Genomic DNA, 22,790 nt, shown 5'->3' with positions numbered 1-22,790 from the left:
GTCCCCTTACATTAAGCCCAGATCGGAAGGTTAAGCCACCAGTTCCACCATTCCGGCCAGCTACGGGTCCAGAAGGGACCGCTCAGAATGATGCACACGGCGCTCCAGAAAGCAGCGTTCAGGGCCAGGAACAGACCCAAACGGTGGACGCCAAGGGCACCAATGGAGTAGCCGACGGTGTCACGGAAGAAGGTATCTTCGTATTCAGGAGTCTTGACTGGCTCGCCCTTCTTCGGATTGGTCACGGACAGGATCAGGCCGCCATGCAGCGACAGGGCCAGGGCCGTGGTGAAGAAGAAGGTGATGGCCAGCATGTGGGCCGGGTTATAGTGGAAATGCAGGAACTGGTAACCCACGTTGGACACCCAATCCAGGTGACTCATGATGCCGTAGGGGAAACCGTGACCCCAGGCACCCAGCAGAATCGGGCGGAAGACCACCAGCGTGACATAGGCGAAGATCGCAACACCAAAAGCGATCGGCACATGATAACCCATGCCCAATTTGTTACAGATTTCTACCTGGCGAAGTGCCCAGGAGACAAATGCGCCGATAGCGCACATGGTAATGAATTGCCATAGGCCGCCCTCGGTAAGCGGGGCCATGCCCAGACCATAACTCAAGTCAGGTGGGGCAATGCTGATCTGCCAGACATTCCAGGTTGGGCCCATCGCCGCGCCCCAGATGATCAGCAGCGTTCCCAGCACTGCGAAGATGGCCGTCAGCACACCAAAAAAACCGACGTAGAATGGGCCGACCCAGAAGTCAAATAGATCGCCCCCGATCAACGTCCCCCCGCGTACGCGGTATCTCTTCTCAAAGCTCAGCATGGACATTCCTAGAACCTCCGGTCAGAAGGCACCGGCCGGAGGTTCCGGCCGTTGCCCTATACTCTCAACACTCTGGTCAACGTATTGGCCCAGATGCCGGGCGGGATGCATATGGCGTAGCCATCCCGCCCGGGAGCGTGGGCATCAGACGTCTTCAGGCCAGGGTTGACTTGCCTGTCTGAGCCTGCACGGCGACCTGCTCGGTCGTGTCGACCAGAGAGGCGGTGTGCATCCAGTTGAAGCGCTCGGTGCTCAACAGGATGAAGTGGATCAGCAGAGCCAGCACGGCCAGGAATGCAAACAGGGCAACCAGCGCTCTGCGCGGATCGAACAGCAGCCAAACACGCCACATATTGAAATCTCCTATATTGGAAAGAAACTGCTTTTAATGCTTCACTTAAGGTACGGCTCAAGACTCGATTCGCCTTTCAGGCGAAGCGTCTTACCAAGCCACACCCCAGGGACGCCACATCCAAGCCAGAACGTGGGCCACAGCGGCAACCGCCAGGAAGCCCATCATGCTGGTCATGAAGACACCATGAAACTCCATGGCTTCCTCTTCGTTGAGCCCCGAGAGCGAACCTTTCGTTTCATCAACCATTTAAATACCCTCCAAATGAGCCTAATTGGCAAATACCGCGTTGACTCAACGCGATCACATACGTCGCAGTAAACCTTACACTACGACAAGTTCAACGATCGTGATCCAGCACAGGTAAAACCCGAAATCTGGTCGAAGCCATCCGAGAACGGCGGATTCGCCATCTCTGCAGCTTCCACCACGATCGACCCATAACCTCCCGAACGGGAGGCCATGATCGCCTCCGCCGAACGCTTGCTACTGTTCAGGCGGCGACAATCAAGAAAAGCCACGTTCATGCCACACCCCCGGCCGATACACTGGCCGCGCTCTGCGTCACCCGTTCCAGTGTGACGCGCTGCTCGCCTGCCTTGCGGGTCGCACCTTCAATGGTGTCCCGCAGGCGCTTGGCTGCAGAAATTCGCGTGAGCACGGGATACGAATCCACCAATTTGTCCAGTGCTGCCTTGGCATCATCATCCCAAGGCAGTTCTTGATGCATCCGCGTGGGCGTAGCATCCACCCGATCCAGATCCGTACCCAGCGGCAGAATATGGAACAGGGCATCAAACAATGCATTGCACACCTCCTGAACCAGGTAGGTGGCCCCGGCATATCCCATGAACGGCGTGCCCGTATGACGCCGCACGATGGCACCCGGGAAAGAAACCGGGATGTACATGGCCCGACCGCCGATCTCTGATAAGTACATGCGCTCGTTATAACTGCCGAACAACACCAGAGGCGTCTTCTCGTGTACCGCCTTGCGCACCGCCGCGTTGTCCGGCTTCACACCCGCACTACGCGAGAAGGAGAAGTGGCAGGGCATGCCCATTTCGTCCTCCAGGAAGTGCCGAATGCCACGGGCATAAGTATCAGTGGCCACGATGCCGAAACTGGCCGTGCCGAAGAAGTCCTGCGTCACCGACCGCCACAGGTCCCACAGAGGCTTGATGGTGGTGTGCTTTTCCTTTTCGATGAACGGTTGCGGATCCAGCCCCAACAACTCACCCAGCGTGTTCAGGAACTTGGTGGTGCTGTGCAGACCCACGGGCGCCTGCAAATAGGGGCGCTCCAGCGTCTCGCACAGTTGTCGCCCGAACTCCCGATACAGACAAACATTCACTTCGGCATCCGCAAGCCGGGGGACATCTTCCAGATGGCTACCTAGAGGAAACACCATGTTGACCTCGGCGCCAATGCCCTCGATCAAGCGACGAATCTCCGCAAGATCCGACGGCATATTGAAGTTGCCATAGCTCGGGCCAATGATGTTGACCCTGGGCTTTTCGCCCGCCTTACGGGCCTTCAACTCCGGAACCTTTTTCGGGCCATACTGTGTCCAGAGCCAATTCAGGGCACGGTCAGAGCACCGCCACTGGTCCTCATCGATGGTGCGGGGCAGGAAACGCTGGATGTTCGTCCCTTCCGGCGTTACTCCCCCACCAATCATCTCTGCAATCGAACCCGTCACCACCACGGCCGGCAAATCGGGATCCAGCGTCCCGTGGGCCCGCTTCATGGCCTCTTCGGTCCCGCTCTGACCCAGTTCTTCTTCGCCCAGACCGGTCACCACAATCGGCAATTCATGGGGCGGCAGGGCATCGGTGTAATGAAGTACGGATGTCACAGGCAGGTTTTCGCAGCCTACGGGACCATCGATGATGACCTGCAGACCCTTGATGGCACTGAACACATACACAGCACCCCAGTAACCACCTGCCCTATCCAGATCCTGCACCAGCATCAGAGTGCTCCCCCTTTTCTGGAGGCCTTGCGCTGCTTGGCCAGACGATCACGATATTCCGCCTGATCCTGGGGCACGTGGTCCCAGACACCGGCATTGGAACCTTGGCCCACATCCCCAAAGAAGGCTCTCATCTGATCGAAACGCGCCTGATTGCCCAGTGCCGCGTTGATCACCTGGGCCAGTGAACCGGCCCCCGCTGGGCCCATCAAGGGACGCGCGGAAATCAGGTTGGTGAAGTACAGAGCGGGAATGGCCTTCTCTTTGGCGTGTTGCACGACCGGCGTGGTGCCGATGGCCAGATCAGGGCCAAACTCTTCAATGGCCGCGATATCCTGCTCCAGCGTGGCGCGGTACTGGACATGCACCCCCTTCGCTTCCAGCCATTCCCGATCAGGCGCAGACCAAGGAGTTTTCGGGCAGGCAGTGCCCACATAGGGCACGTCCGCGCCGCTTTCGATCAGCAGGCGGGCTACCAGCAACTCGGAGCCTTCGTATCCGGAGACGGTGATGCGGCCCTTGACGGGCGCATGACTCAAGGCACTCTTGATGGCCGGCAAGAAGCGATTCTTGGATGCATCCACAGCGGCTTGCTTCACGCCGCAGGCCTGGCCGATGGCGTCCAGCCAGGCAGCCGTGCCGTCGTACCCCACGGGAGCGGAGCCGACAACCTCGCGGCCCGCCGCATTCAATTCGCGAACGGAGGCGGTGTAGAAAGGGTGAATGGCGGCGCCCACGGCGCAGTCGAGGGCGGCATACAACTCACGCCACTCACGCGTGGGCACCACCGGGCCCGTAGCGAGACCCAGAGGCTCAAGCATGGCACCCACTCCCATGGGGTCGGCCGGGAACATCTCACCCAGCAGAGTCACGGTAGGTTTGTCCTTGCGGCCTTCGCGAGGCGCCTGAACCGGGCCTTGTTCCGCCTCGCCCCGGGCATAGCGCAACATGGTGCCCGCCAGAAGATCCTTGGCCTCGGCATGGGTTCCAACACCAAAACCCGGAACATCCAGACCGATGATACGAACCCCGTTGATTTCCTTGGGCAGCAATCTGAGCGGTACACCGGAGGCTGAGGGTACACACAGATTAATGACGACCACCGCATCATTCACCGCAGGATCAGCCAACTGGTGGACAGCCTCACGGATATCTTCGAACAGCTTACCCGTGACCAGGGTTTCGGAGTCGAAGGGGACATAATTGACGGTGCGACGCGCACCGTAGAAATGCGATGTAAAGCTCAGCCCGTAGACGCAGCAGGCGGAACCAGAAAGGACAGTGGCCGTGCGACGCATGCGCAGGCCCACGCGCAGGGATCCGAACGCCGGGCACATGCTCTGGGGTTGATCATGAGGCCCCTTGGCCGATTTACCCGACTGTGAACCTTGGGCACTTTGCGTGGTCTCTACAGTCACGGGGATTGTTTCAACCGCCGTTTTCGTCGAGGCATTGTAAACCCCGGATGTGGACGCCCCCTCTCCCGCACCGGAGAGGGTTTCGGTGAGGCCGGCATCACCCGGGTGACCGCGATGTCCTTCAGACATCGTCATAAATCACCTCGAGAGACGGCTTCTTGACGATCGTGCCGCCATGCATGTCTTCCTGAGTGGCCGGTTCAAGCACCACGTCACGGCCGACTTCTTCGCTGGTAAACAACCCCAGAAGCTCATCCTGGCTCAGCGGGTTGGGATGTCTGGGTGGCGCCTCGGCAACCTGGGTCGCCAGTTCAGCGAACAAAGGCCCCCACTCCCCATCGGGGTGGGCCACGATCTGGTAGTTGGCGCTCTTGCGGCGGATATCTTCATTGGCCGGGATGGAGGCCAGGATCGGGATGTCAGCTGCCTTGGCGAAGGCCTGGGCCTCGCCCGTGCCGTCGTCCTTGTTGATCACGATGCCCGCAACCCCCACATTGCCGCCCAGGCGCCGGAAATATTCCACGGCCGAGCAGACGTTATTCACCACATACAGGGACTGCAGGTCATTAGAACCCACCACGATGACCTTCTGACACAGGTCACGGGCAATGGGCAGACCAAAGCCGCCGCAGACCACGTCACCCAGGAAGTCCAGAAGGACATAATCGAACCCCCACTCATGGAAGCCCAGTTTTTCAAGGATTTCGAAGCCATGAATAATGCCGCGACCCCCGCAACCACGCCCCACTTCAGGGCCGCCCAGTTCCATGGCGAACACGCCGCCCCGCTTGAAGCAAACATCACCGATCTCTACCTGCTCGCCTGCCTGCTTCTTCCGGGCCGCAGTATCGATGATGGTCGGGCAGGCGCGCCCACCGAACAACAGGGAGGTGGTATCACTCTTGGGATCACAGCCGATCAGCAGCACGCGCTTGCCTTGCTGAGCCATCATGTAAGAGAGATTGGAGAGGGTGAAGCTCTTGCCAATACCGCCCTTGCCATAGATGGCGATAATCTGAGTTTCTTTGGCGGAAGAGCTCTGCACGCTAACATCCCCTTCAGGCTGGCTGGAGTCCATGCCCGCTCCGGAACGGAGCTGACCACGGAGGCTTTCAAGTGAAACGGAGGATTGGCCGTCTGCCTTCTTCATTGGCCATCCCTCCAGTCGAGGATCATCTTCAGGCATTGAGGGTCACCAAACGCGATGCGATAGGCCTCATTCGCCTGGACAGCCTGATACCGATGGGTAATCAGGCCTTTCAAGGATAACCCACCCGACTCGATCAGCTTCTTGACTTCGATCAGATCCGCTGCGTGCCATTCAGCCGCGCATCGGATCTTTGCCTCACGCATGAAGGCGGGTGGAAACTCGAAACTCAGTGGCTGACTGTAGAACCCGGCCAGGATGACCTCGCCACCACGCGCCAACCGTGTGATCAGCGTATCCAGAATCTTCGAATCACCACTGACATCGACGATGCAGGGATAATCCCGACGTTCGTCCTTATCCGGATGAACCACCGTGTAGCCTTCGGCACCCTCTGCCCGTTGGGCATCCAGTTCCCAAACCATTGGCTGCCCACCCGCCGCGACGACAATCCGGGCCAGCAATCGACCCAGCACGCCGTGACCAATGATCAGCCCAGGCAGAGCCGCCTTGTCCAGGCCCTCCACGGGCTTGCCCTGGAAGATTGCATGATAGGCCGTCGCTGCCAGCGCCAGAAGGACACCCTCCTCACCCAGATCATCCGGCACCGGGACGACCTTGGCACCCGGCACCACCACCCGGGAGGCGGCCCCCCCGAACAGTCCACGGACTTCGCCATAACAGGCGGCACCCGGCACAAAGACCTGTTCGCCCACTCGACGACCGGAGTCCGGCCCGGCAGCGGCGACGCGCCCGACCGATTCATAACCGGGCACCAGGGGATAACCCATTCCGGGAAAGCTTGGCATCCGTCCAGTCCACAACAGGCGCTCCGTGCCGGTACTGATGCCACTAAAGGCAATATCCACGACCACGTCAGCATCACCCGGAGCGGAGAGATCCAGTTCACTGATCACAAGATGTTCGGGTTTTTCGATGACGACGGCTGTCGCTTTCATGGCAATTCGACCCGGGGCGATCTTGCCCCTACGAGATATGCGTGTAAGTCTAGCGTGACCCTAGAGGTTGTCAACCCAAACTAACACGGGCCCGATGTCATGGCTGGGCCAACATGACACGAGTCAATAAGGGATTCCTGGTATTCAGCAGGCGCACACGGCTAAACCCTGATTCTCTTAATAAAATTTCGATTTCAGCGGGCGTTCTGGGGCGCCCTCGCCCCATGGCGAACAGATAAACACCAAAATAGGCATCCCCTATGGGCTCGGCACCCCGGGTGCCGGACATCGGCTCCGCCAACAGCAGCGCGCCATCATCGGGCAGGGCTTCGCGCACAGCGCGAAGCAACCCCAGGATGTGGTCGTCATTGTGATCATGGACCACACGCACCAAGGAGATGAGGTCAGCCCCCCTGGGCAATTCATCCGTGAAGAAATCCCCGCCTACGGCAGTGGCTCGATGCCCCAACCCCTGAGCCTGAAAGGTTTCACGAGCCTGCTTGGCCACGGCTGGCAGGTCGTAAAGCACAAGCTCGATGTCAGGTGCACGGCGGGCCACCGCAGACAGGAATGTGGCATTACCGCCGCCAAGATCCATCAGTCGCTTGTATCCGGCGGGGTTGAAGGCATCGAGAATTTCTTCGGCCACCAGTTGCTGTGAAACCGACATGAGCTGGGTGTAGGGGGTGATCCGCTCGCCAGCCAGTGTCGTTGGCGGCGTGTCACCCGCATAGGCCCAATATTCACCCAGCCGGGTTTGCGGATAATGCCCACGCAACAGGCCCACGGGGTCCATGAGATCCTCGTAAAGCATGGCATGGTGATCCACCATGGCGGCAATGCCGGGATTGGCCATCATGGCGGCACCCTGCGCGCCGAGCCCATAACAGCCCCGCCCATAGTATTCCACCAGCTTCAGTGATGCCGCTGCCTTGAGCAACAGCAGGCAGTTTTCCTCGGGCATATCCATGTAACGCGCCAATTCCGGCACAGCTTGCGGCCCCTCCGCGTGCAGATGATCCAGCAGTTTGAGCCTCACGCAGGTATAAAGCACTTGCGAGTAGACGAACCCAGCCACGATATCGAACAGGTGGCGAGCCCGCCGGCGGGCGATGGGCCGCGTCAGAGGGAACGCAGCTGCCCAGCGCTGAAAGGCGGGATTAGAGAGGATGCGATTACGCAGCGACAGGAAACCGCCGCGCCAAAGTGCCTCGGATGGCGCACCTGTCGCCATCCGCTTCCAGTATCTTGTCATGGGAGTTGCCTGGGTTCAGGCGGCCTGCTGGGCCAGTTCCTTGGGCAGGAATTTGGAAGCCTGCTTCATGAGCAGCACCCGCAGTTCTGCCTCGCCTGGGCAAGCGGGAATGGAGTCCATCGCCTCTTCAAGCAGACGCTTCAGGCGTTCGGTGGCACCCTTGACACCCAACTGACGCACTGCATTGGGCCGGTCCAGGGCCTCGTCCTGACCCACCGGTTTACCCAGTTCTTCGGAATTGGACACCGCGTCGCGCAGATCATCCGCCACCTGGAAGGCCTCCCCGAGTTTCTCACCCAGGGCACGCCAGGGAGCCGGGTCCTCACCCGCTGCTGCGGCACCCACCATGGTGGCCGCTGCAAACAAGGCGCCAGTCTTGGCACGCTGGTACTCCGCCAGGTCCACCTTGGGTTCACACTCCCAGGCCTGACCCGCAATGATTCCCGAGGGCACACCCACTCCCTGCCCCACCGTGAGCAACAAGGGAGCAAGGCGCTCCGGTGAATTGGCCGTACCCCGCGCCAGCACCTCCATGGCCAGAACGATCAGGGCATCCCCGCCCAGCACGGCCAGGCGCTCGCCATACGCAGCATGAACAGAGGGCTTGCCGCGACGCATGTCAGCACTATCAAAACAGGGCAGGTCATCATGCACCAGGGAGGCGCAGTGCATCAGTTCAATGGAGGCCAGGGCGGCATCAGTGACTTCCGGGGCATCATCACCGCACGCCTGAGCCACGGCCAGCACCAATTGGGGGCGAATCCGGGCGCCCCCTGGAAACACCGCATAGCGAATCGCTTCAAGCAATAACGGCGGCCCTGCCGGCGACTCGCCATCAGCCAGAGCCTGTTCAAGTGCCTGCTCGATTCGCGTCGTGGCTTCCATGGTGTGCCTCCGCCCCGTAGTGTAAGGTTAGGTTGTCATTTATACGATTCGCTCAGCATAGACACAAGCCAGGGCCGAGTCAAAGGCGTTGGCCGAACGACAAGGAATCACATGGGCACACCCAATATTGCCATCATTGGGGCGGGCATCGCGGGCCTCTCCGCCGCTCTGGAACTGGCGCACGCCGGCATGAATGTCACCGTTCTGGAGCAGGCAGCCCGCCCCGGAGGGAAGATTCGCGAAGTGGGTGTCGGCGACGCTCGAATCGATGCGGGACCCACCGTATTCACCATGCGGTGGGTATTCGAGGAACTGTTCGATTCGGTTGACACATCCCTGACGGAGCATCTGCAACTGCAGCCCATGTCGATCCTGGCTCGCCACGCCTGGAGCGAGGATGAGCGCTTTGACCTGCACGCGGACCACAAGGCCTCGGTGGACGCCGTGGGCCGCTTCGCCGGTGCCGCCGAGGCCAAACGGTTCGAGCAGTTCTGCGAGCGCGCACGACGTACCTACCAGACCCTGGAAGGGCCGTTCATTCGCGGCACCCGACCCACGCCACTGAGCCTGGTCGGGCGCGCCGGCATCCGCGGCCTGGGTGGACTCATGCGCATCTCACCCTACGACACCCTCTGGCGCGCCCTGGGCCAGCATTTTCATGATCCCCGGTTGCGGCAGCTGTTCGGGCGCTACTCCACGTACTGTGGATCCTCCCCCTTCCTCGCACCGGCGACGCTGATGCTGGTGGCCCATGTGGAGCAGGAAGGGGTATGGATGGTGGAGGGCGGCATGGCCCGAATCCCTGAAGCCCTGGCGTCCCTGGCCCAAGCGCGCGGTGCCAAGGTGCACTACCGGACCCAAGTGGATGCCATCGAAACCCGTGGCGGCCGGGTCACGGGGGTGCGTCTGGCCGACGGCGAGACGCTGACCGCCGATGCGGTGATCTCCAACACGGACATTGCCGCCCTGAGCCATGGCCTGCTGGGTACGCAGGCCTGCCGTGCGGTGGCACCCGTGGCTCGCGAGGGACGCTCCCTGTCCGCCATGACCTGGAACCTGCGGGCACCCACTGACGGATTCCCGCTGCTGCGTCATAATGTGTTCTTCTGCCGTGATTATCCGGCCGAATTCGACCACATCTTCAAGCATGGCCGGGTGCCGGCTGAACCCACGGTGTACATCTGTGCCCAGGATCGTGGCGATCGGGACGGCAATGGGGTATCAGGCGACGAACGTCTGCTGTGCCTGATCAATGCCCCACCCATCGGCGACCACCATGCCTTTGATGAACAGGAGATCGCTCAATGCCAGGAGAATGCTTTCCGGGTGCTGGAACGCTGTGGATTACGGGTGAAACCGGGGACGGAGCAGCCCGTGGTCACCACACCCACCCAGTTCGAGGGACTGTTCCCCGGGACGGGCGGGGGGTTGTACGGCCAGGCCACACATGGATGGAGGGCCACGTTCAATCGCCCGGGGGCCCGCAGCCGGATTCCGGGCCTGTACCTGACGGGCGGGAGCGTGCATCCGGGCGCCGGCGTGCCCATGGCGACCCTCTCGGGACGTCTGGCGGCATCGGCCCTGCGCGAGGACCTGACTTCACGGAAACGGTAACTCCAGGGGGTTACCTGTGGTGGTACCTGGATGCCTTGAGCGATGACGGTCGCCACGGGATCACCCTGATCGGCTTCGTGGGTAGCGTCTTCTCCCCTTACTATGCCTGGGCCCGCCGCCGCGGCAATCCGGATCCGAATCACCACTGCGCCATCAATGTGGCCTTGTACGGCGACATGAAGCGGTGGGCCATGACGGAACGGGGGCGAGGCGACCTGGCACGGGACAGCCACCATCTGACCATCGGCCCCAGCAGCCTGTCCTGGGATGGTCAGGCACTGACAGTGACCATTGACGAGACCACCGCGCCCATCCCCTCAAAACTTCGGGGGCAGGTCCGCCTGACACCCCACTGTCTGACCGATTACAGTTTCGCCCTGGACGGCCAGGGCCTGCACCAATGGCGCCCCATCGCGCCCTCGGCACGGGTGGAGGTGGATCTGGAACAACCTGGTCTTCGATGGCAAGGGCCCGGATACCTGGACAGCAACCGCGGCGAGGAGCCGGTGGAAAAAGGCTTCCGCTACTGGGACTGGTCGCGCGCAGTAATGGAGAATCAGGAGACCATGGTGCTCTATGAAGCAGACCGCCGCGATGGTGGTCACAGCCTGCTTGCGCTGCGCTTCGATGCGGACGGAAAGGCACGGGAGGTAGAACCACCACCTGCCCATGCCCTGCCCACGGCGCGCATCTGGCGTGCCCCCAGGGCCACCCGCGCCGACGCGGGTAGCGCCGCGATCCGGCATACCTTCGAGGACACCCCCTTCTATGCGCGCTCGCTGCTGGATGCGCGCATCCATGGTGAGAAGGCCGTCGCTTTCCACGAGAGCCTTTCGCTGGATCGCTTCGATAACCCGGTCGTGCGTTTGATGCTGCCTTTTCGGATGCCCCGTCGGGCTCGGGGCTAACCCAGGGCCACGTCCCCGCGATCCCGGTTGCGGGCCAGGGCACTGGTCTTGGCAGCCGGACGCATGGAGCGATCCCGCTCCTCCAGACGGTGGAAAAGATTATGCAGCCACATCAGGCGGTGCTCGACCCGTCCCATGGCCATGGCGGTGGGACGGATGCTGTCCCGACCAAAGGGATGCTCACGCACCGCGTCCACCAGGAAACGATTGGCCTCCAGGGGTTCTTCCACGAGGATCCGATTCATCACGGCCAGTTGTTTGTCGCTGAACCGACGGAACATCTGGGTCAAGGCCCGGATCTTGCGGGATGGCGACACCACAGCGCGTTGATTGATGGAGTCCAGGCCGTTGCGTTCCACTTCCCGGCCGATCTCGGAATACAATGCCATGGCCGCCTGAATCCCGGGCCGGCATGAGGGCGGCAGGGTCTGAACGCCGACAGCACCCCGTTCATAGAGCCTGTCAGCGGCCTCCAGCAGACGCTGGATCACCTGCCCCACTTCTGGAGTGAATTGCGGATCGGCCAGGAAGGCCTCGACGTCGATACCGTGTTCCTCCATCCAGTTCAACGGCAGATAGATGCGACCATTGCGGGCATCCTCCCCCACATCCCGGGCGATATTGGTCAATTGCATCGCCACACCCATATCACAGGCCCGCGCCAGGGCATCAGGAGAACGCACGCCCATGACCAGGGTCATCATGGCCCCCACGGTGCCCGCCACTCGGGCACCGTAGGCCTCCAGTGAAGCCAGGTCCGGATAGGTTCGCCCACCCGTGTCCCACTCAAAGCCCTCCAGCAGGGCCTGCGGAAGAGCCTGCGGGATGGAGAAGCGCTGCACCACCCGGGCAAAGGCCCGGTCCGCGGAAAAGTTGCGGGGATTCCCCTCATAAATCCGATCGAGACGATCCTGCATGCGCTCCAGACCGTCACCACGACCATCGTCCAGATCGATGGCATCATCCGCAAGCCGGCAAAAGGCATACATGGCGGTGGCAGGCTCCCGGATCTGCCGGGGCAGGAACAGAGAGGCCGCATAGAAGGACCGGGAGCCGTCACACAGGAGAGATCGGCAGGCCGTCATGTCCGCGGCCCGCGTGGGTCGCTTGGTGGTGGAGGTCGCTTGCATCATCGGGCACCTTTCGCTTGGGCTGCATCCGGAACCACGCTGTCCAGCACGCGTGCCGAGGAGATCACGCCCGGCAGACCGGCGCCGGGATGCGTCCCGGCACCCACCAGGTAGAGTCCTTTCACGTCCTCGCTCTTGTTGTGGGGGCGGAATGCCGCACTTTGCAGCATGACCGGCTCCAGCCCAAATGCGGCGCCGCGGAAGGAGTTGAGATCGTCCTGGAAGTACTGGGGAGTGATCATATGGGAACTGATCACCTGCTGCTCCAGATCGGGCAGTATGCTGGAAGACAAGAATTCGGAGATTTTTTGACGGTAGGGCTCAGCCTGCTGCGCCCAGTCCACACCGCTTTGCATGTGCGGCACCGGCGAGAGGACATAGAAGGTGTCGCAACCTTCTGGCGCCAGGGAGGGATCGGTCTTGGTGGGCCGATGGAGATACAGGCTGAAGTCTTCGGCCAGAATCTTGCGCTGAAAAATGTCCTCGATCAGCTCCTTGTAGCGTGGCCCCAGAATGATGGAATGGTGCGGCACGTCCTCATAACGCTTTTTCGTGCCGAAATACCATACAAACAGACTCATGGAATAACGGGCCCGCTCAATGCGGCTATTGGTCCAGCGCTGACGGGCCGGTGACGGCACCAGGTTGCGATAGGTGGAGGCGGAGTCGGCATTGGATACCACAATGTCGGCGGATATGGATTCACCCGACTTCATGCGCACCCCGGTGACACGCCCGGACTGCACATTGATGTTGGCCACCTCCTGGCCGCAGCGCACTTCGTTCCCCTGCCCCTGAATGAGATCCACCAGTCCTTCCACCAGTCGGCCCGTGCCACCCATGGCAAAGTGAACGCCGTAGCGACGCTCCAGGTATGAAATCAGACAGTAGACGGATGTGGTGCGGAAGGGATTGCCCCCCACCAGCAACGGATGAAAGCTGAGCACCTCGCGTAGCCGAGGATTCTTGACATATTTGGCTACCAGGCCGTAAACGCTGCGATAGCTCTGCAACTTCACCAGATCGGGGACCACCTTGGCCATATCCAGCATGGAATTGAAGGGGACATGCGCCAGATCCTCGAAGCCCACCTTGTAATTGGCCTGACTGGCCTTCATGTAGGCGTCATAACCCTCCAGGTCCTCCGGCGCAAAGCGTTTGACTTCCTCGCGCACCTTTTCCACATCGGCCCAATAGTTGAAGACCTCGCCGTCGTGAAAACGAATCTGGTAGAAGGGATCCATGGGGCGCAGATCAATGTCATCCTCCATGCGCCGACCGCAGAGTTGCCAGAGTTCCTCAAGCACAAAGGGGGCGGTGACAATGGTTGGACCAGCATCGAAGGTGAAGCCGTCCTGGCGGAACACATAGGCACGCCCACCGGGCGCATCCAGCTTTTCCAGAACCGTCACCCGATAGCCCCGGGCACCAAGCCGGATGGCTGCGGCCAGCCCTCCAAAACCGCTGCCGATCACCACGGCATGCGGACGGGCATCATCAACGGAGGAGGATGAGATGGCAGGCTCGGCAACTGTGGTCACGGGCAACCCTATGAAGTGTAAGTCTTGCTCGGCAGTCTAGCAGGGGTCCCCACCCCTGACCAGACAGGAGAGTGGTGGAAAATCCCAGGTCAATTGACTTCGATTACACAAGAAGGATCAAGACACCCCCGAGGCGCCGCCCACCCCCTGACGAGCCACTTGCTGGGCCAGCAGGGAGGGCCTCTCCTCATGGGCCAGATGACCCAGCCCCGGCAGGCGCAACAGGCTTGAACCGGGTACCAGCGCCTGCACCCGCAGGGCCTCGGACAGAGGCACCATCCGATCCCGGTCACCGACAATCTGCGCCAGATCCACCGGCAACCTCGCCAGATCCCGCGCCAGGGGCTGCAGATCCCAGTGGTTCATCATCTTCAGCACCCCGGCCACATGCCCCGGATGACGGATCAACCGGCCATAGAACTCCGTGCCCCTCGGGTCCACAGTGGAGCCGGTGCCACGCAGCAGATCCTCCACCGCGCGGCGATCCGTGGCGCGCCAGGCCACCATTTGGGGCAGCATGGGCATCATGGATAACAATCGCGCGGTATTGGAAAACAATAAGGTCACCGCCCCAGGGAAGGGCAACATCACGCCATTGAGACTAATCAGGGTGCGGGGGCACACCCAGTCGTCCAGGCACAGGCGCGCACCCACAGCCGCCCCCGCGGAATGCCCGACCACCAGAGCGGGGCGTTCCTTCAGGCCCTCCAGCAACCGGCCCAAGGCACTGGCCATCCCGGGCAGTGTAAAGGGAGCGGGATCCTTATCCAGCGGGCGTGAAAAACCATGACCAGGCAAGTCGACAGCGATCACGGTGTGTTCACGGGCCAGTAGCGGCATCACATCTCGCCAGCTGTGGGTCGCCGCACCGGTACCATGGATGAGGAGTACGCAAGGCCCCTCCCCCATGCGCTGCACATGCCAGCGCACGCCGCCAGCCTCCACAAACCGACTGACGTGGCGATTGGGCCAATCCTTCCCTTCCCGCTCCCAGTCCGGCCAGTGGGTCATTTCGGTCACAACGTCAACACGGCATCAACTGCTGGCTGTCTGAACGGCGCTGGACAGGGTGGCGGCATCGGCATGGGGCAGTGGCAGATATTGCGCCTGCATGGCCATGGCCAGTTCCTGACCGCTGCGCTGCGGCCGTGGCGAGGTATCCACCAGAATGATCTTGAGTTGCTCCGCAGCCAGTTCCTTGGCAGCTGCCAGGGCATCCTCCATTGCCTTGGATCGCCCCTGACTGCCATCGCGAGCAATGTTGGCCCGGCCATCGGTGAGGAATACGGCCACGGGGGTTTCGCCACGCCGTTTCACCGACTCGGCCAGCTCGCGCACCGCGTCAATGGCAGAGGCCAATGGCGTCCCTCCGCCCCCCGGCAACCCGGCGAGGCTGCGCTTGGCGCGAACCAGCGAGCGCGTCGGTGGCAGCAGCAGATCGGCCTGCCCCCCCCTGAAGGCGATCAAGCCCACACGGTCACGACGGATATAACAGTCGGCCAGCAGCAACTCCACAGCACCCTTGGCCTCAGCGAGGCGATGCAGGGCCGCGGAACCGGAAGCATCCACCGCAAAGATGGTTGTGGTCTCAGTGCGTTGCTTGAAACGGGTGATACGAAAATCATCCCGGCGTACATGGACCCGCAGGCTCTTGGGAGAGCTGCCATCGGCCAGAGCCTGGGCCCGTCGAAGCGGCTGCCAGGGGGCAGCGGCACGCAAGGTCTCGATGACATTCAATCGGGCGCCGGCACGCAACTCCCCACGACGAGTGCCAATGGGACGCCCACGACGGTTGCCCTGCTGCAGTGCGCCGGCCTTGCCAGCGGCGGAGGAACGGGACCGGGCGCCCAACCCGGCCTGCAACTGCGCCAGCAAACCCGCCGGCAATGAGGCTTTGGCAGCTTCCAGCACGCGGTCTTCCAGGAGCTTGTCCAGCTCCGCAGGATCCTGGTCTTCCTGATCCTCTGGCTTCTGCTCCTCCTCAGGCGGCTCCTCTGGCGGTGGCGGCTCCTGCTCCTCGGGCATCTCTTCCTCGGAGGGTGGCAACATGGTGGCACGGGGAGCCAGCACCAAGCGGGCGGCCAGGGCTGCATCCTCTTCCGCTACCTGATTCCGACCATCCAGGGCCGCTGCCGCGCGCGCCGCGCGCAGGGCCAGGAATGGCACCCGCAAAGAGGCGATGCCCAGCGCCCGGGCCGTGCCACACAGGGCCTCCAGAATCTTGTCGCTCACCTCCACCTCGGGCAGGATTGCCCGAGCGCGGGTGACGTCTTCGCTGGTCCACAGGGGTTCGTCCATATCGCGCACGGCGATGGGGATCAGATCCATGTGGAAGGCCAGCCGATCCATCAGGACATCGGGCACCTGCTCTTCTTCGGACATCCCCTCATCCAGGGCCACCACCCCAAACCGGGTGGGCACGCGCATGCCCAGACCATCCCGCTCCAGGACCACTTCATGGGCATCCATCACGGCCGCAACGCGACCGGCCGTGGAGGAGGTCAGCCGCTCTGCCATGGCCATGACGGCCACCCCACCATCGCATTCTGCCAGGAGGCCGCGTTCGGCAATGGGCTTTCCTGCCTTGAGCGTGGCCGCCAGATCCAGGCCGCCGAGCAGACGGCCATCGGCAATATGCAGTGGCAGACGCCGCATGGGCGCCTTCGCGGGCAACAACTGGCGCAGCTGTTCCAGCCAGCGGTCACGCACCGGGCCGGCATGGGCACGCACCGCCACGCCACCACACCCCTGGGGATCCACGGCAAACAGGCCAGCGGCGATGCTGGCCAATGCCCACGGCGTCAGTTCGGGGGCCATGGTTTCGGTCATGCGCCGAACAGCTCCTCGATGGCACGCCCCACGCGCACGGAGGATCCAGCGTCATCCAGTGGGTTACGACGCAGGCGATGGCGCAGGGCCGGGGGCGCCACGCGCTTGAGGTGCTCATCGGTCACCTCCTTATCACCCTCGAAGGCCGCCAGGCCGCGGGCAGCACGGATCAGCGTGAGTTCACCACGCAGGCCATCAGTGCCCAGGGCCAGGCAAAGCTGGGCTGCCCGCTCCAGGGCCGCATCGGGCACCACCACGTCTGGCAGGAGTTCTCGACCCGCAGTGATTCTCTTGCGCAGTTCCGCATCTTCCTTCTCGAAGCGCTGAGTAAAGCCCTCCGGGTCCTTTTCAAAGGCATCACGGCGACGCACCACTTCGATACGGGTGGGCAGGTCCTCGGGCGTGCTGATCTCCACGGAGAGACCGAAGCGGTCCAGCAACTGCGGACGCAGTTCCCCTTCCTCCGGGTTACCACTACCGATAAGCACGAACTTGGCGGGATGGCGCACACTCAGGCCTTCGCGCTCCACCACGTTCTCACCGGAGGCGGCCACGTCCAGCAGCAGGTCCACCAAGTGGTCCTCCAGCAGGTTGACCTCATCGATATACAGAAAACCGCGATGGGCGCGGGCCAGCAGACCCGGCTCAAAGGCCTTTTCACCCTGGGTCAGGGCCCGCTCCAGATCCAGGGCGCCCACAACCCGGTCTTCGGTGACGCCCAGCGGCATATCCACCACCGGCACCGGCACCTGACGGGTCTTGGGTGCCTCCTTGGCATCGGGCCCATCGCACATCTTGCACAGACCCGCCTTTTTGTCCGGAGCACACCCATAAGGACAGTTCACCACCGCCTCCATGGGCGGCAACAGGGCTGCCAGGGCACGGACCGTGGTGGATTTGCCGGTACCCCGATCCCCGAACACCAGCACCCCGCCAATACTCGGATCAATGGCGGAGATAAGAATGGCGAGCTTCATCTCGTCCTGCGCGACAATCGCCGAAAACGGAAACGTCAAAGCCATAGTCTGTTTGTTCTGCCTTAGGTAGCGGCCGTGCACGGAAATCCATGCCACTGCCGGTTTTGAGGTGCGACGCGGGGCGATCTTACCAGAGCCTCCCGGCGGTGCGTACCGAGAACACCCGCGCAGCAGCGTAAAGCGCGTAATATTCTCCCAAACGAGTCAAAAAAACAAAGGTGAAGGCTGCCATCCCACGGGTAAATGCCTGCCAACTTGACGGGAGTCAGGGGCACCCCTTCCCTACGACGCCTCTTCCAGATCCCTGCGCCGCAAGCGCAAGCGCATGATGCCGCCACCGTAGGGATCCGTCACGCCGGACAGCATGCCGTAAGGCAGAAAACCCAGCTCATAGAAAAATAGGGTGGCCGGAACATTGCGTGAAGAAACCCGAACATGCACCTCCCGGCAGCGGTAATGCGCAAAGGCCCTATGGGTCAAATGACGCAGCATTGTCGACCCCACACCCCGGCCCCGATAGTCCGGGTGCACGATCAGGTGACGCAGAAAACCATCCCCTCCCGGCTCCATTTTTCCCAGGCCGCCGAAAGCGATCACCCGGCCCCGGTACACCCCGACGACGGCCTCCGTACAACGACTGACGCAGGACTGCAGGCCCGCCTCATGGAGAGGCCGCGGGACATCGGGGAAGGCCCAAACCACCTCTTCTCCAGTCCGCGACAAGCGTCGCAAGGACGAACTGTGCTCAGCCGATGCGGCCTGAAGGCCAAGAAACGCCGGGTCATACCACATGAAGGTGTTTCATCTCGCGTCAGAGGAATCCATTGAGTGTACCGCCCGTGCCCCCACTCACCGCTCGCGCAGGGGAGTTCACCCGAGACCATGGTAAACTCCACGCCATTTGAACCCTACCCAGTGGGAACAGATGAACGCCGCCAGCCAACCTGTGGACCAGGCTTACCGTGAATGTCTGCGTCAGGCCCATGGTCATTACGAAAACTTCCCGGTGGCCTCGCGCCTGCTGCCTGCCCATTTGCGTCGTCCGGTGGCCGCCATCTACAGTTTTGCCCGTCGGGGAGACGATCTGGCGGATGAAGGTGAGCGCTCCGCGGAGGAACGCCTTCGTGCACTGGATGACCTGGGGCAGCAGCTCGATGCCGCAGCCGCTGGCGAGCCGGATAACGACCCCACCTTCATCGCCCTGAGCCATGCCATCCCGACCTTCAACCTGCCCGTCGGGCTGTTCCATGATCTGCTCACCGCATTTCGTCAGGATGTCACCACGCATCGCTACGCCACGTTTGGCGATGTCATTCAGTATTGCCGGTGTTCCGCCAACCCGGTGGGGCGCCTGCTACTGCACCTGTGCAACCAGGCCGACCCCCGACGCCTGGCGTTGTCCGATGCCGTCTGCTCGAGCTTGCAACTCATTAATTTTTACCAGGACATGGCCCAGGACTACCACGAAATGGGACGCATCTATATCCCGCAGGAGGAGATGCAGGCCTTCGGGGTCACCGAGAACCATTTCCGCCACCAGCTCACCGATGATGCCTTCCGACAACTGATGCGCAAACAGTTCCAACGCGCCGATCAACTGCTACGCAGCGGGGCCCCCCTGGGGGCCATGCTGCCCGGTCGCCTGGGCTTGGAGATTCGCCTGATCATCGTGGCTGGCGCCCGCGTGGTCTGGCATCTTCAGCGCCAGCAGGCGGACCTGTTTTCCCGTCCGCGCCTGGGTAGCCGGGATTATCTGGTCATCCTCAGGGATGGACTGTTACCGGGACGCCTGCCTGTATGACGGTATGATAGTTTACGCATTCACCGCCCAAGCGAACCAGATCCATGACTCCCGATCAGTATTGCCAGGAAAAGGCCGCCGGTAGCGGTTCCAGTTTCTATTACAGCTTCTTGTTCCTGCCACCGGAACGACGCCGGGCCATCACTGCGCTCTACGCCTTCTGTCGGGAGGTGGACGACGTGGTGGACGAATGCCAGGATCCGGCCGTGGCTCGGGCCAAGCTGGACTGGTGGCGGGACCAGGTCTCGGAAACCTTCAGCGGCCAGCCGTCTCATCCCGTGTGTCAGGCCTTGCAACCCTGCATCGAACGCTTCAATCTCCCCGAGGAACACTTCCGGGAGATCATTGATGGCATGCAGATGGACCTGGAATTCGACGCCTACCCCAGCTTCACCGAATTGTCGCTGTACTGTTACCGGGTAGCCTCGGTGGTGGGACTCATGTCCGCCGAGATATTCGGCTACGAGGATCGCAAGACCGCACGCTACGCCCATGACCTGGGCATGGCCTTCCAGCTCACCAACATCCTGCGCGATGTCCTGGAAGATGCCCGCCGGGGTCGAATCTATATCCCGCTGGACGAACTGGAGCGCTTTGGTGTTCAGCCCGCGGATCTGCAGCGACCACAAACCTCCGAGCGACTGCGGAGCCTCTTCGCCTTCCAGGCCGACCGGGCACGCGACTATTATCGGCGCGCCTTCGAGCATCTGCCCGAGACCGACCGCCATGCCCAGCGCAGCGGTATCATCATGGCGGCCATCTACCGCACCCTGCTGGACGAGATTGCCGCCGATGGTTACCGGGTACTGGAGCAGCGCGTCCGACTGACACCCGTGCGTAAGCTGTGGATCGCCTGGCGCACGGCCCGGCACGAAAAACGGCGCCATCGCAAGGCCATCAAGGGATGACGACACACGATATCTGTATCGTGGGTGGTGGCTGGGCCGGCCTGTCCGCAGCCGTACGCCTCACCGAGGCGGGACGCCGGGTCACAGTGCTGGAGGCCACCCGACACCTGGGGGGGCGTGCGCGGCGAGTGGATAGGGACGGCATGCCGCTGGACAACGGCCAGCACCTGCTACTGGGGGCCTACGAGCACACCCTCCGGCTGATGAAGACGCTGGGCATGGAGGAGTCTCGCGCCTTCATGCGCCTACCCCTGGACCTGAACATGCGGGAAGCCGGCGCCCCGGGAATCGGCCTGGCCAGTTTTTATCTGCCCGCGCCCCTGCATCTTCTGGCCGGCCTGCTCAGCGCCCGTGGCATGCCGGGGCGAGACCGGCTGAGGGCTCTTCCCGGCCTGGCCCGTCTAATGCGTTGGCAGCAGGATGAGGACATCTCCGTTAGCCGCCTGCTGCACGAACATGGACAGCCGGAAGTCCTGGTGCGTGGCCTGTGGGAACCCTTGTGCCTGGCCACTTTGAACACCCCGCTCACGCAGGCCTCGGCCAAACTGTTCTGCGCGGTACTGCGCGGCGCGTTCTCCGGTCACCGCAGTCACGCGGATCTGCTGGTTCCGAGGATGAGCTTGGGAGATCTCCTGCCGAAACCCGCCCACCAATGGCTTGATGCGCGGGGTGTAAGCGTACGCACCCTCACCCACGTATGCAGCGTGATCCCAACGGAGACGGGATTCACCCTGGCCCTGCGTGACGGCGAGACGCTTGATGCGCATCAGGTGGTCCTGGCCACGGCGCACCCCGCCGCCGCGCGCCTGCTCAAGCCGCTGCCAAGCCTGAAAGATGTCACCGAAGGCCTTGAGGCCCTGGAAACCGAGCCCATCTGCACCGTCTATCTGCAGTACCCCGAGTCAGTCCGCTTGCAAACACCTTTCTTTGGCATGCTGGGCACCACCGCCCAATGGACCTTCGATCGCCGCATCACGGGCCAACCCGGGCTCATGGCCGTGGTCATCTCGGCTTCCGGGCCTCACATGCAAATGGACAATCAGGCGCTGGTGGCCCAGGTACGGGCGGAGCTACACATGCTCTTTCCAGACTGGCCCTTCCCACTGAAGAGTTGGGTGATCCGCGAAAAGCAGGCCACATTCCGCGCGGCAGTGGACTGCGACCGACTGCGACCGGGCAACACCCTACCCCAGCCGGGCCTGTGGTTGGCCGGCGACTATACTCTCACCGGCCTGCCGGCAACGCTCGAGGGAGCAGTGATCAGTGGGTTACAATGTGCCCAAGCGATCCTCCAACAGACTCCAGCCACAACGGAAACGCAATGATCCCGCAACAACTTCTCCATTACACTCCCGCGCCCGACCTGTTCAAGGATCGGGTGATCCTGGTCACCGGTGCTACTGGGGGTATCGGGCGAGCCCTGTCCCTGGCGCTGGCCAGACACGGCGCCACCGTGATCCTGCTGGACAAGGTGATCAAGACGCTGGAAAAGGTATATGACGAGATCGAGGCCGAGGGTGGTCCGCAGCCAGCCATCTACCCCATGAATCTGGAAGGCGCCACCGCCAAGGATTACCAGGACCTGGCCGAGAACCTGGGCAACGAGTTCGGGCGGCTGGACGGCGTTGTACACAATGCGGCCTGGGTGGGCGCGCTGACCCCACTGAAACTCTACGATCTGGAAATGTGGGCCCGCGTCATCACGGTCAACCTGCACGCCACTTTCCTGCTCACCCACGCCACCCTCCCACTGCTGGAAAAGGCACCCGACCCGGCCATCGTCTTCTCCACTCAGGACTGCCAACGCGCCTACTGGGGCGCCTTCGGCGTGGCCAAGGCGGGACAGCGCGGGCTACTGGACATCCTGGCGGCCGAATACCAGGGGGCCCGTCGCATCCGGGTGAACGGAGTGGATACCGGCCCGATCCAAAGCCCGCTGCGGGCGGACCACTACCCCGGAGAAGATCCGAGCCAGCACCCTGAGCCCGCGGAGGTGATCGGACCTTACCTCTACCTGCTCGGCCCCGATGCCGGGGAGACCACCGGGCAGAATCTCAAACTGGCCTGACGCGGACACAGGGAGAAGGCACCACGCGATCCTCTCCTTCGGGGGAACAGGGCGCCCGGCGAAGACAGCGACCCGTGCCTATCCTAAACTCCCTGTCAGCGTCTGGCTCTGACGAACGGCATGGGTGGCACCGCGCTTCGAAATGCGTATCGGGACAGGATTCAAGGACAGAGCATGGGCTCGCAGGATGGGC

At 62.3% G+C, this 22,790-nt stretch carries 22 protein-coding genes; 6 read left to right on the top strand and 16 right to left on the bottom strand.

Annotated elements, in window-relative coordinates; all coding sequences use genetic code 11:
• Nucleotides 1-11: 11 nt before the first annotated feature.
• The 10 genes from pufL to LPW29_RS05350 all read right to left on the bottom strand — a co-directional run bounded on the left by pufL (nt 12) and on the right by LPW29_RS05350 (nt 8,821).
• The gene (gene pufL, locus LPW29_RS05395) at nt 12-836 is read right to left on the bottom strand and encodes a photosynthetic reaction center subunit L (protein ID WP_090250174.1); all 825 of its coding nucleotides are present in this window, start codon (nt 834-836) and stop codon (nt 12-14) included.
• A 148-nt stretch (nt 837-984) separates the two neighbouring features.
• Entirely contained in the window at nt 985-1,182 is a 198-nt protein-coding gene (gene pufA / locus LPW29_RS05390) for a light-harvesting antenna LH1, alpha subunit (protein WP_090250171.1), read from the bottom strand.
• Between the two features lie 90 nt (nt 1,183-1,272).
• A complete protein-coding gene (gene pufB / locus LPW29_RS05385) occupies nt 1,273-1,431 on the bottom strand; it encodes a light-harvesting antenna LH1, beta subunit (protein WP_025281025.1) in 159 nt (52 codons plus the stop codon).
• Nucleotides 1,432-1,511: 80 nt separating this feature from the next.
• Nucleotides 1,512-1,709 carry a hypothetical protein gene (locus tag LPW29_RS05380; protein WP_238627169.1) on the bottom strand — a complete coding sequence of 66 codons (198 nt, stop codon included), beginning with the start codon at nt 1,707-1,709 and terminating at the stop codon, nt 1,512-1,514.
• Nucleotides 1,706-3,157: a chlorophyllide a reductase subunit Z gene (gene bchZ / locus LPW29_RS05375; protein ID WP_238627168.1), complete on the bottom strand. Its 1,452-nt coding sequence runs from the start codon at nt 3,155-3,157 to the stop codon at nt 1,706-1,708. Before bchZ ends, LPW29_RS05380 begins: the two co-directional genes overlap by 4 nt.
• Complete coding sequence (bchY, locus tag LPW29_RS05370; protein ID WP_255705669.1) at nt 3,157-4,704, bottom strand: chlorophyllide a reductase subunit Y; 1,548 nt, start codon at nt 4,702-4,704, stop codon at nt 3,157-3,159. Before bchY ends, bchZ begins: the two co-directional genes overlap by 1 nt.
• Nucleotides 4,697-5,653 (bottom strand): chlorophyllide a reductase iron protein subunit X, encoded by a 957-nt coding sequence (locus LPW29_RS05365; protein ID WP_090250543.1) that lies wholly within the window; start codon nt 5,651-5,653, stop codon nt 4,697-4,699. Before LPW29_RS05365 ends, bchY begins: the two co-directional genes overlap by 8 nt.
• Before the next feature lie 68 nt (nt 5,654-5,721).
• Nucleotides 5,722-6,681 (bottom strand): chlorophyll synthesis pathway protein BchC, encoded by a 960-nt coding sequence (gene bchC, locus LPW29_RS05360; RefSeq protein WP_090250165.1) that lies wholly within the window; start codon nt 6,679-6,681, stop codon nt 5,722-5,724.
• A gap of 97 nt (nt 6,682-6,778) precedes the next feature.
• Nucleotides 6,779-7,936, bottom strand: coding sequence for an acetylserotonin O-methyltransferase (locus tag LPW29_RS05355; protein WP_238627167.1), 1,158 nt, complete (start codon nt 7,934-7,936; stop codon nt 6,779-6,781).
• Between the two features lie 15 nt (nt 7,937-7,951).
• Entirely contained in the window at nt 7,952-8,821 is an 870-nt protein-coding gene (locus tag LPW29_RS05350) for a polyprenyl synthetase family protein (RefSeq protein WP_090250160.1), read from the bottom strand.
• 111 nt (nt 8,822-8,932) lie between these two features.
• Between LPW29_RS05350 and crtD the strand changes: the two genes are divergently transcribed.
• Nucleotides 8,933-10,435, top strand: coding sequence for a 1-hydroxycarotenoid 3,4-desaturase CrtD (gene crtD / locus LPW29_RS05345; RefSeq protein ID WP_238627166.1), 1,503 nt, complete (start codon nt 8,933-8,935; stop codon nt 10,433-10,435).
• A 35-nt stretch (nt 10,436-10,470) separates the two neighbouring features.
• On the top strand, nt 10,471-11,343 hold the full coding sequence (locus LPW29_RS05340; RefSeq protein ID WP_090250155.1) for a carotenoid 1,2-hydratase: 873 nt from the start codon (nt 10,471-10,473) through the stop codon (nt 11,341-11,343).
• Here LPW29_RS05340 and LPW29_RS05335 read toward each other — a convergent pair.
• The 6 genes from LPW29_RS05335 to LPW29_RS05310 all read right to left on the bottom strand — a co-directional run bounded on the left by LPW29_RS05335 (nt 11,340) and on the right by LPW29_RS05310 (nt 18,612).
• Nucleotides 11,340-12,476: a phytoene/squalene synthase family protein gene (locus tag LPW29_RS05335; RefSeq protein WP_090250153.1), complete on the bottom strand. Its 1,137-nt coding sequence runs from the start codon at nt 12,474-12,476 to the stop codon at nt 11,340-11,342. The two genes, LPW29_RS05340 and LPW29_RS05335, sit on opposite strands and share 4 nt — an antisense overlap.
• A complete protein-coding gene (locus LPW29_RS05330) occupies nt 12,473-14,014 on the bottom strand; it encodes a phytoene desaturase (RefSeq protein ID WP_238627165.1) in 1,542 nt (513 codons plus the stop codon). The genes LPW29_RS05335 and LPW29_RS05330 overlap by 4 nt, the downstream gene beginning before the upstream one ends.
• Nucleotides 14,015-14,131: 117 nt before the next feature.
• Nucleotides 14,132-15,025, bottom strand: coding sequence for an alpha/beta fold hydrolase BchO (gene bchO / locus LPW29_RS05325; protein WP_090250147.1), 894 nt, complete (start codon nt 15,023-15,025; stop codon nt 14,132-14,134).
• A gap of 24 nt (nt 15,026-15,049) precedes the next feature.
• On the bottom strand, nt 15,050-16,843 hold the full coding sequence (locus LPW29_RS05320) for a magnesium chelatase subunit D (protein WP_238627164.1): 1,794 nt from the start codon (nt 16,841-16,843) through the stop codon (nt 15,050-15,052).
• Nucleotides 16,840-17,865: a magnesium chelatase ATPase subunit I gene (gene bchI / locus LPW29_RS05315; RefSeq protein ID WP_090250143.1), complete on the bottom strand. Its 1,026-nt coding sequence runs from the start codon at nt 17,863-17,865 to the stop codon at nt 16,840-16,842. The genes LPW29_RS05320 and bchI overlap by 4 nt, the downstream gene beginning before the upstream one ends.
• A gap of 237 nt (nt 17,866-18,102) precedes the next feature.
• Nucleotides 18,103-18,612, bottom strand: coding sequence for a GNAT family N-acetyltransferase (locus LPW29_RS05310; RefSeq protein ID WP_090250141.1), 510 nt, complete (start codon nt 18,610-18,612; stop codon nt 18,103-18,105).
• A 133-nt stretch (nt 18,613-18,745) separates the two neighbouring features.
• On the opposite strand from LPW29_RS05310, the gene hpnC reads away from it, so the two are divergent.
• From hpnC to LPW29_RS05290, 4 genes are read left to right on the top strand one after another with little or no spacing between them, the layout of a single operon-like run.
• Nucleotides 18,746-19,621, top strand: a complete 876-nt coding sequence (hpnC, locus tag LPW29_RS05305; RefSeq protein ID WP_238627163.1) for a squalene synthase HpnC — start codon at nt 18,746-18,748, stop codon at nt 19,619-19,621.
• A gap of 44 nt (nt 19,622-19,665) precedes the next feature.
• On the top strand, nt 19,666-20,529 hold the full coding sequence (gene hpnD, locus LPW29_RS05300; protein WP_090250139.1) for a presqualene diphosphate synthase HpnD: 864 nt from the start codon (nt 19,666-19,668) through the stop codon (nt 20,527-20,529).
• Nucleotides 20,526-21,854 carry a hydroxysqualene dehydroxylase HpnE gene (hpnE, locus tag LPW29_RS05295; RefSeq protein ID WP_238627162.1) on the top strand — a complete coding sequence of 443 codons (1,329 nt, stop codon included), beginning with the start codon at nt 20,526-20,528 and terminating at the stop codon, nt 21,852-21,854. Before hpnD ends, hpnE begins: the two co-directional genes overlap by 4 nt.
• Entirely contained in the window at nt 21,851-22,597 is a 747-nt protein-coding gene (locus tag LPW29_RS05290) for an SDR family NAD(P)-dependent oxidoreductase (RefSeq protein WP_090250135.1), read from the top strand. Before hpnE ends, LPW29_RS05290 begins: the two co-directional genes overlap by 4 nt.
• Nucleotides 22,598-22,790: the final 193 nt, after the last annotated feature.

The organism is Ectothiorhodospira sp. 9100, assembly GCF_022227565.1.
GTDB classification, from domain to species: Bacteria; Pseudomonadota; Gammaproteobacteria; order Ectothiorhodospirales; family Ectothiorhodospiraceae; genus Ectothiorhodospira; species Ectothiorhodospira marina.
The sequence above is the reverse complement of the archived record's forward strand: the minus strand, read 5'-3'. Positions and strand labels throughout refer to the sequence as shown.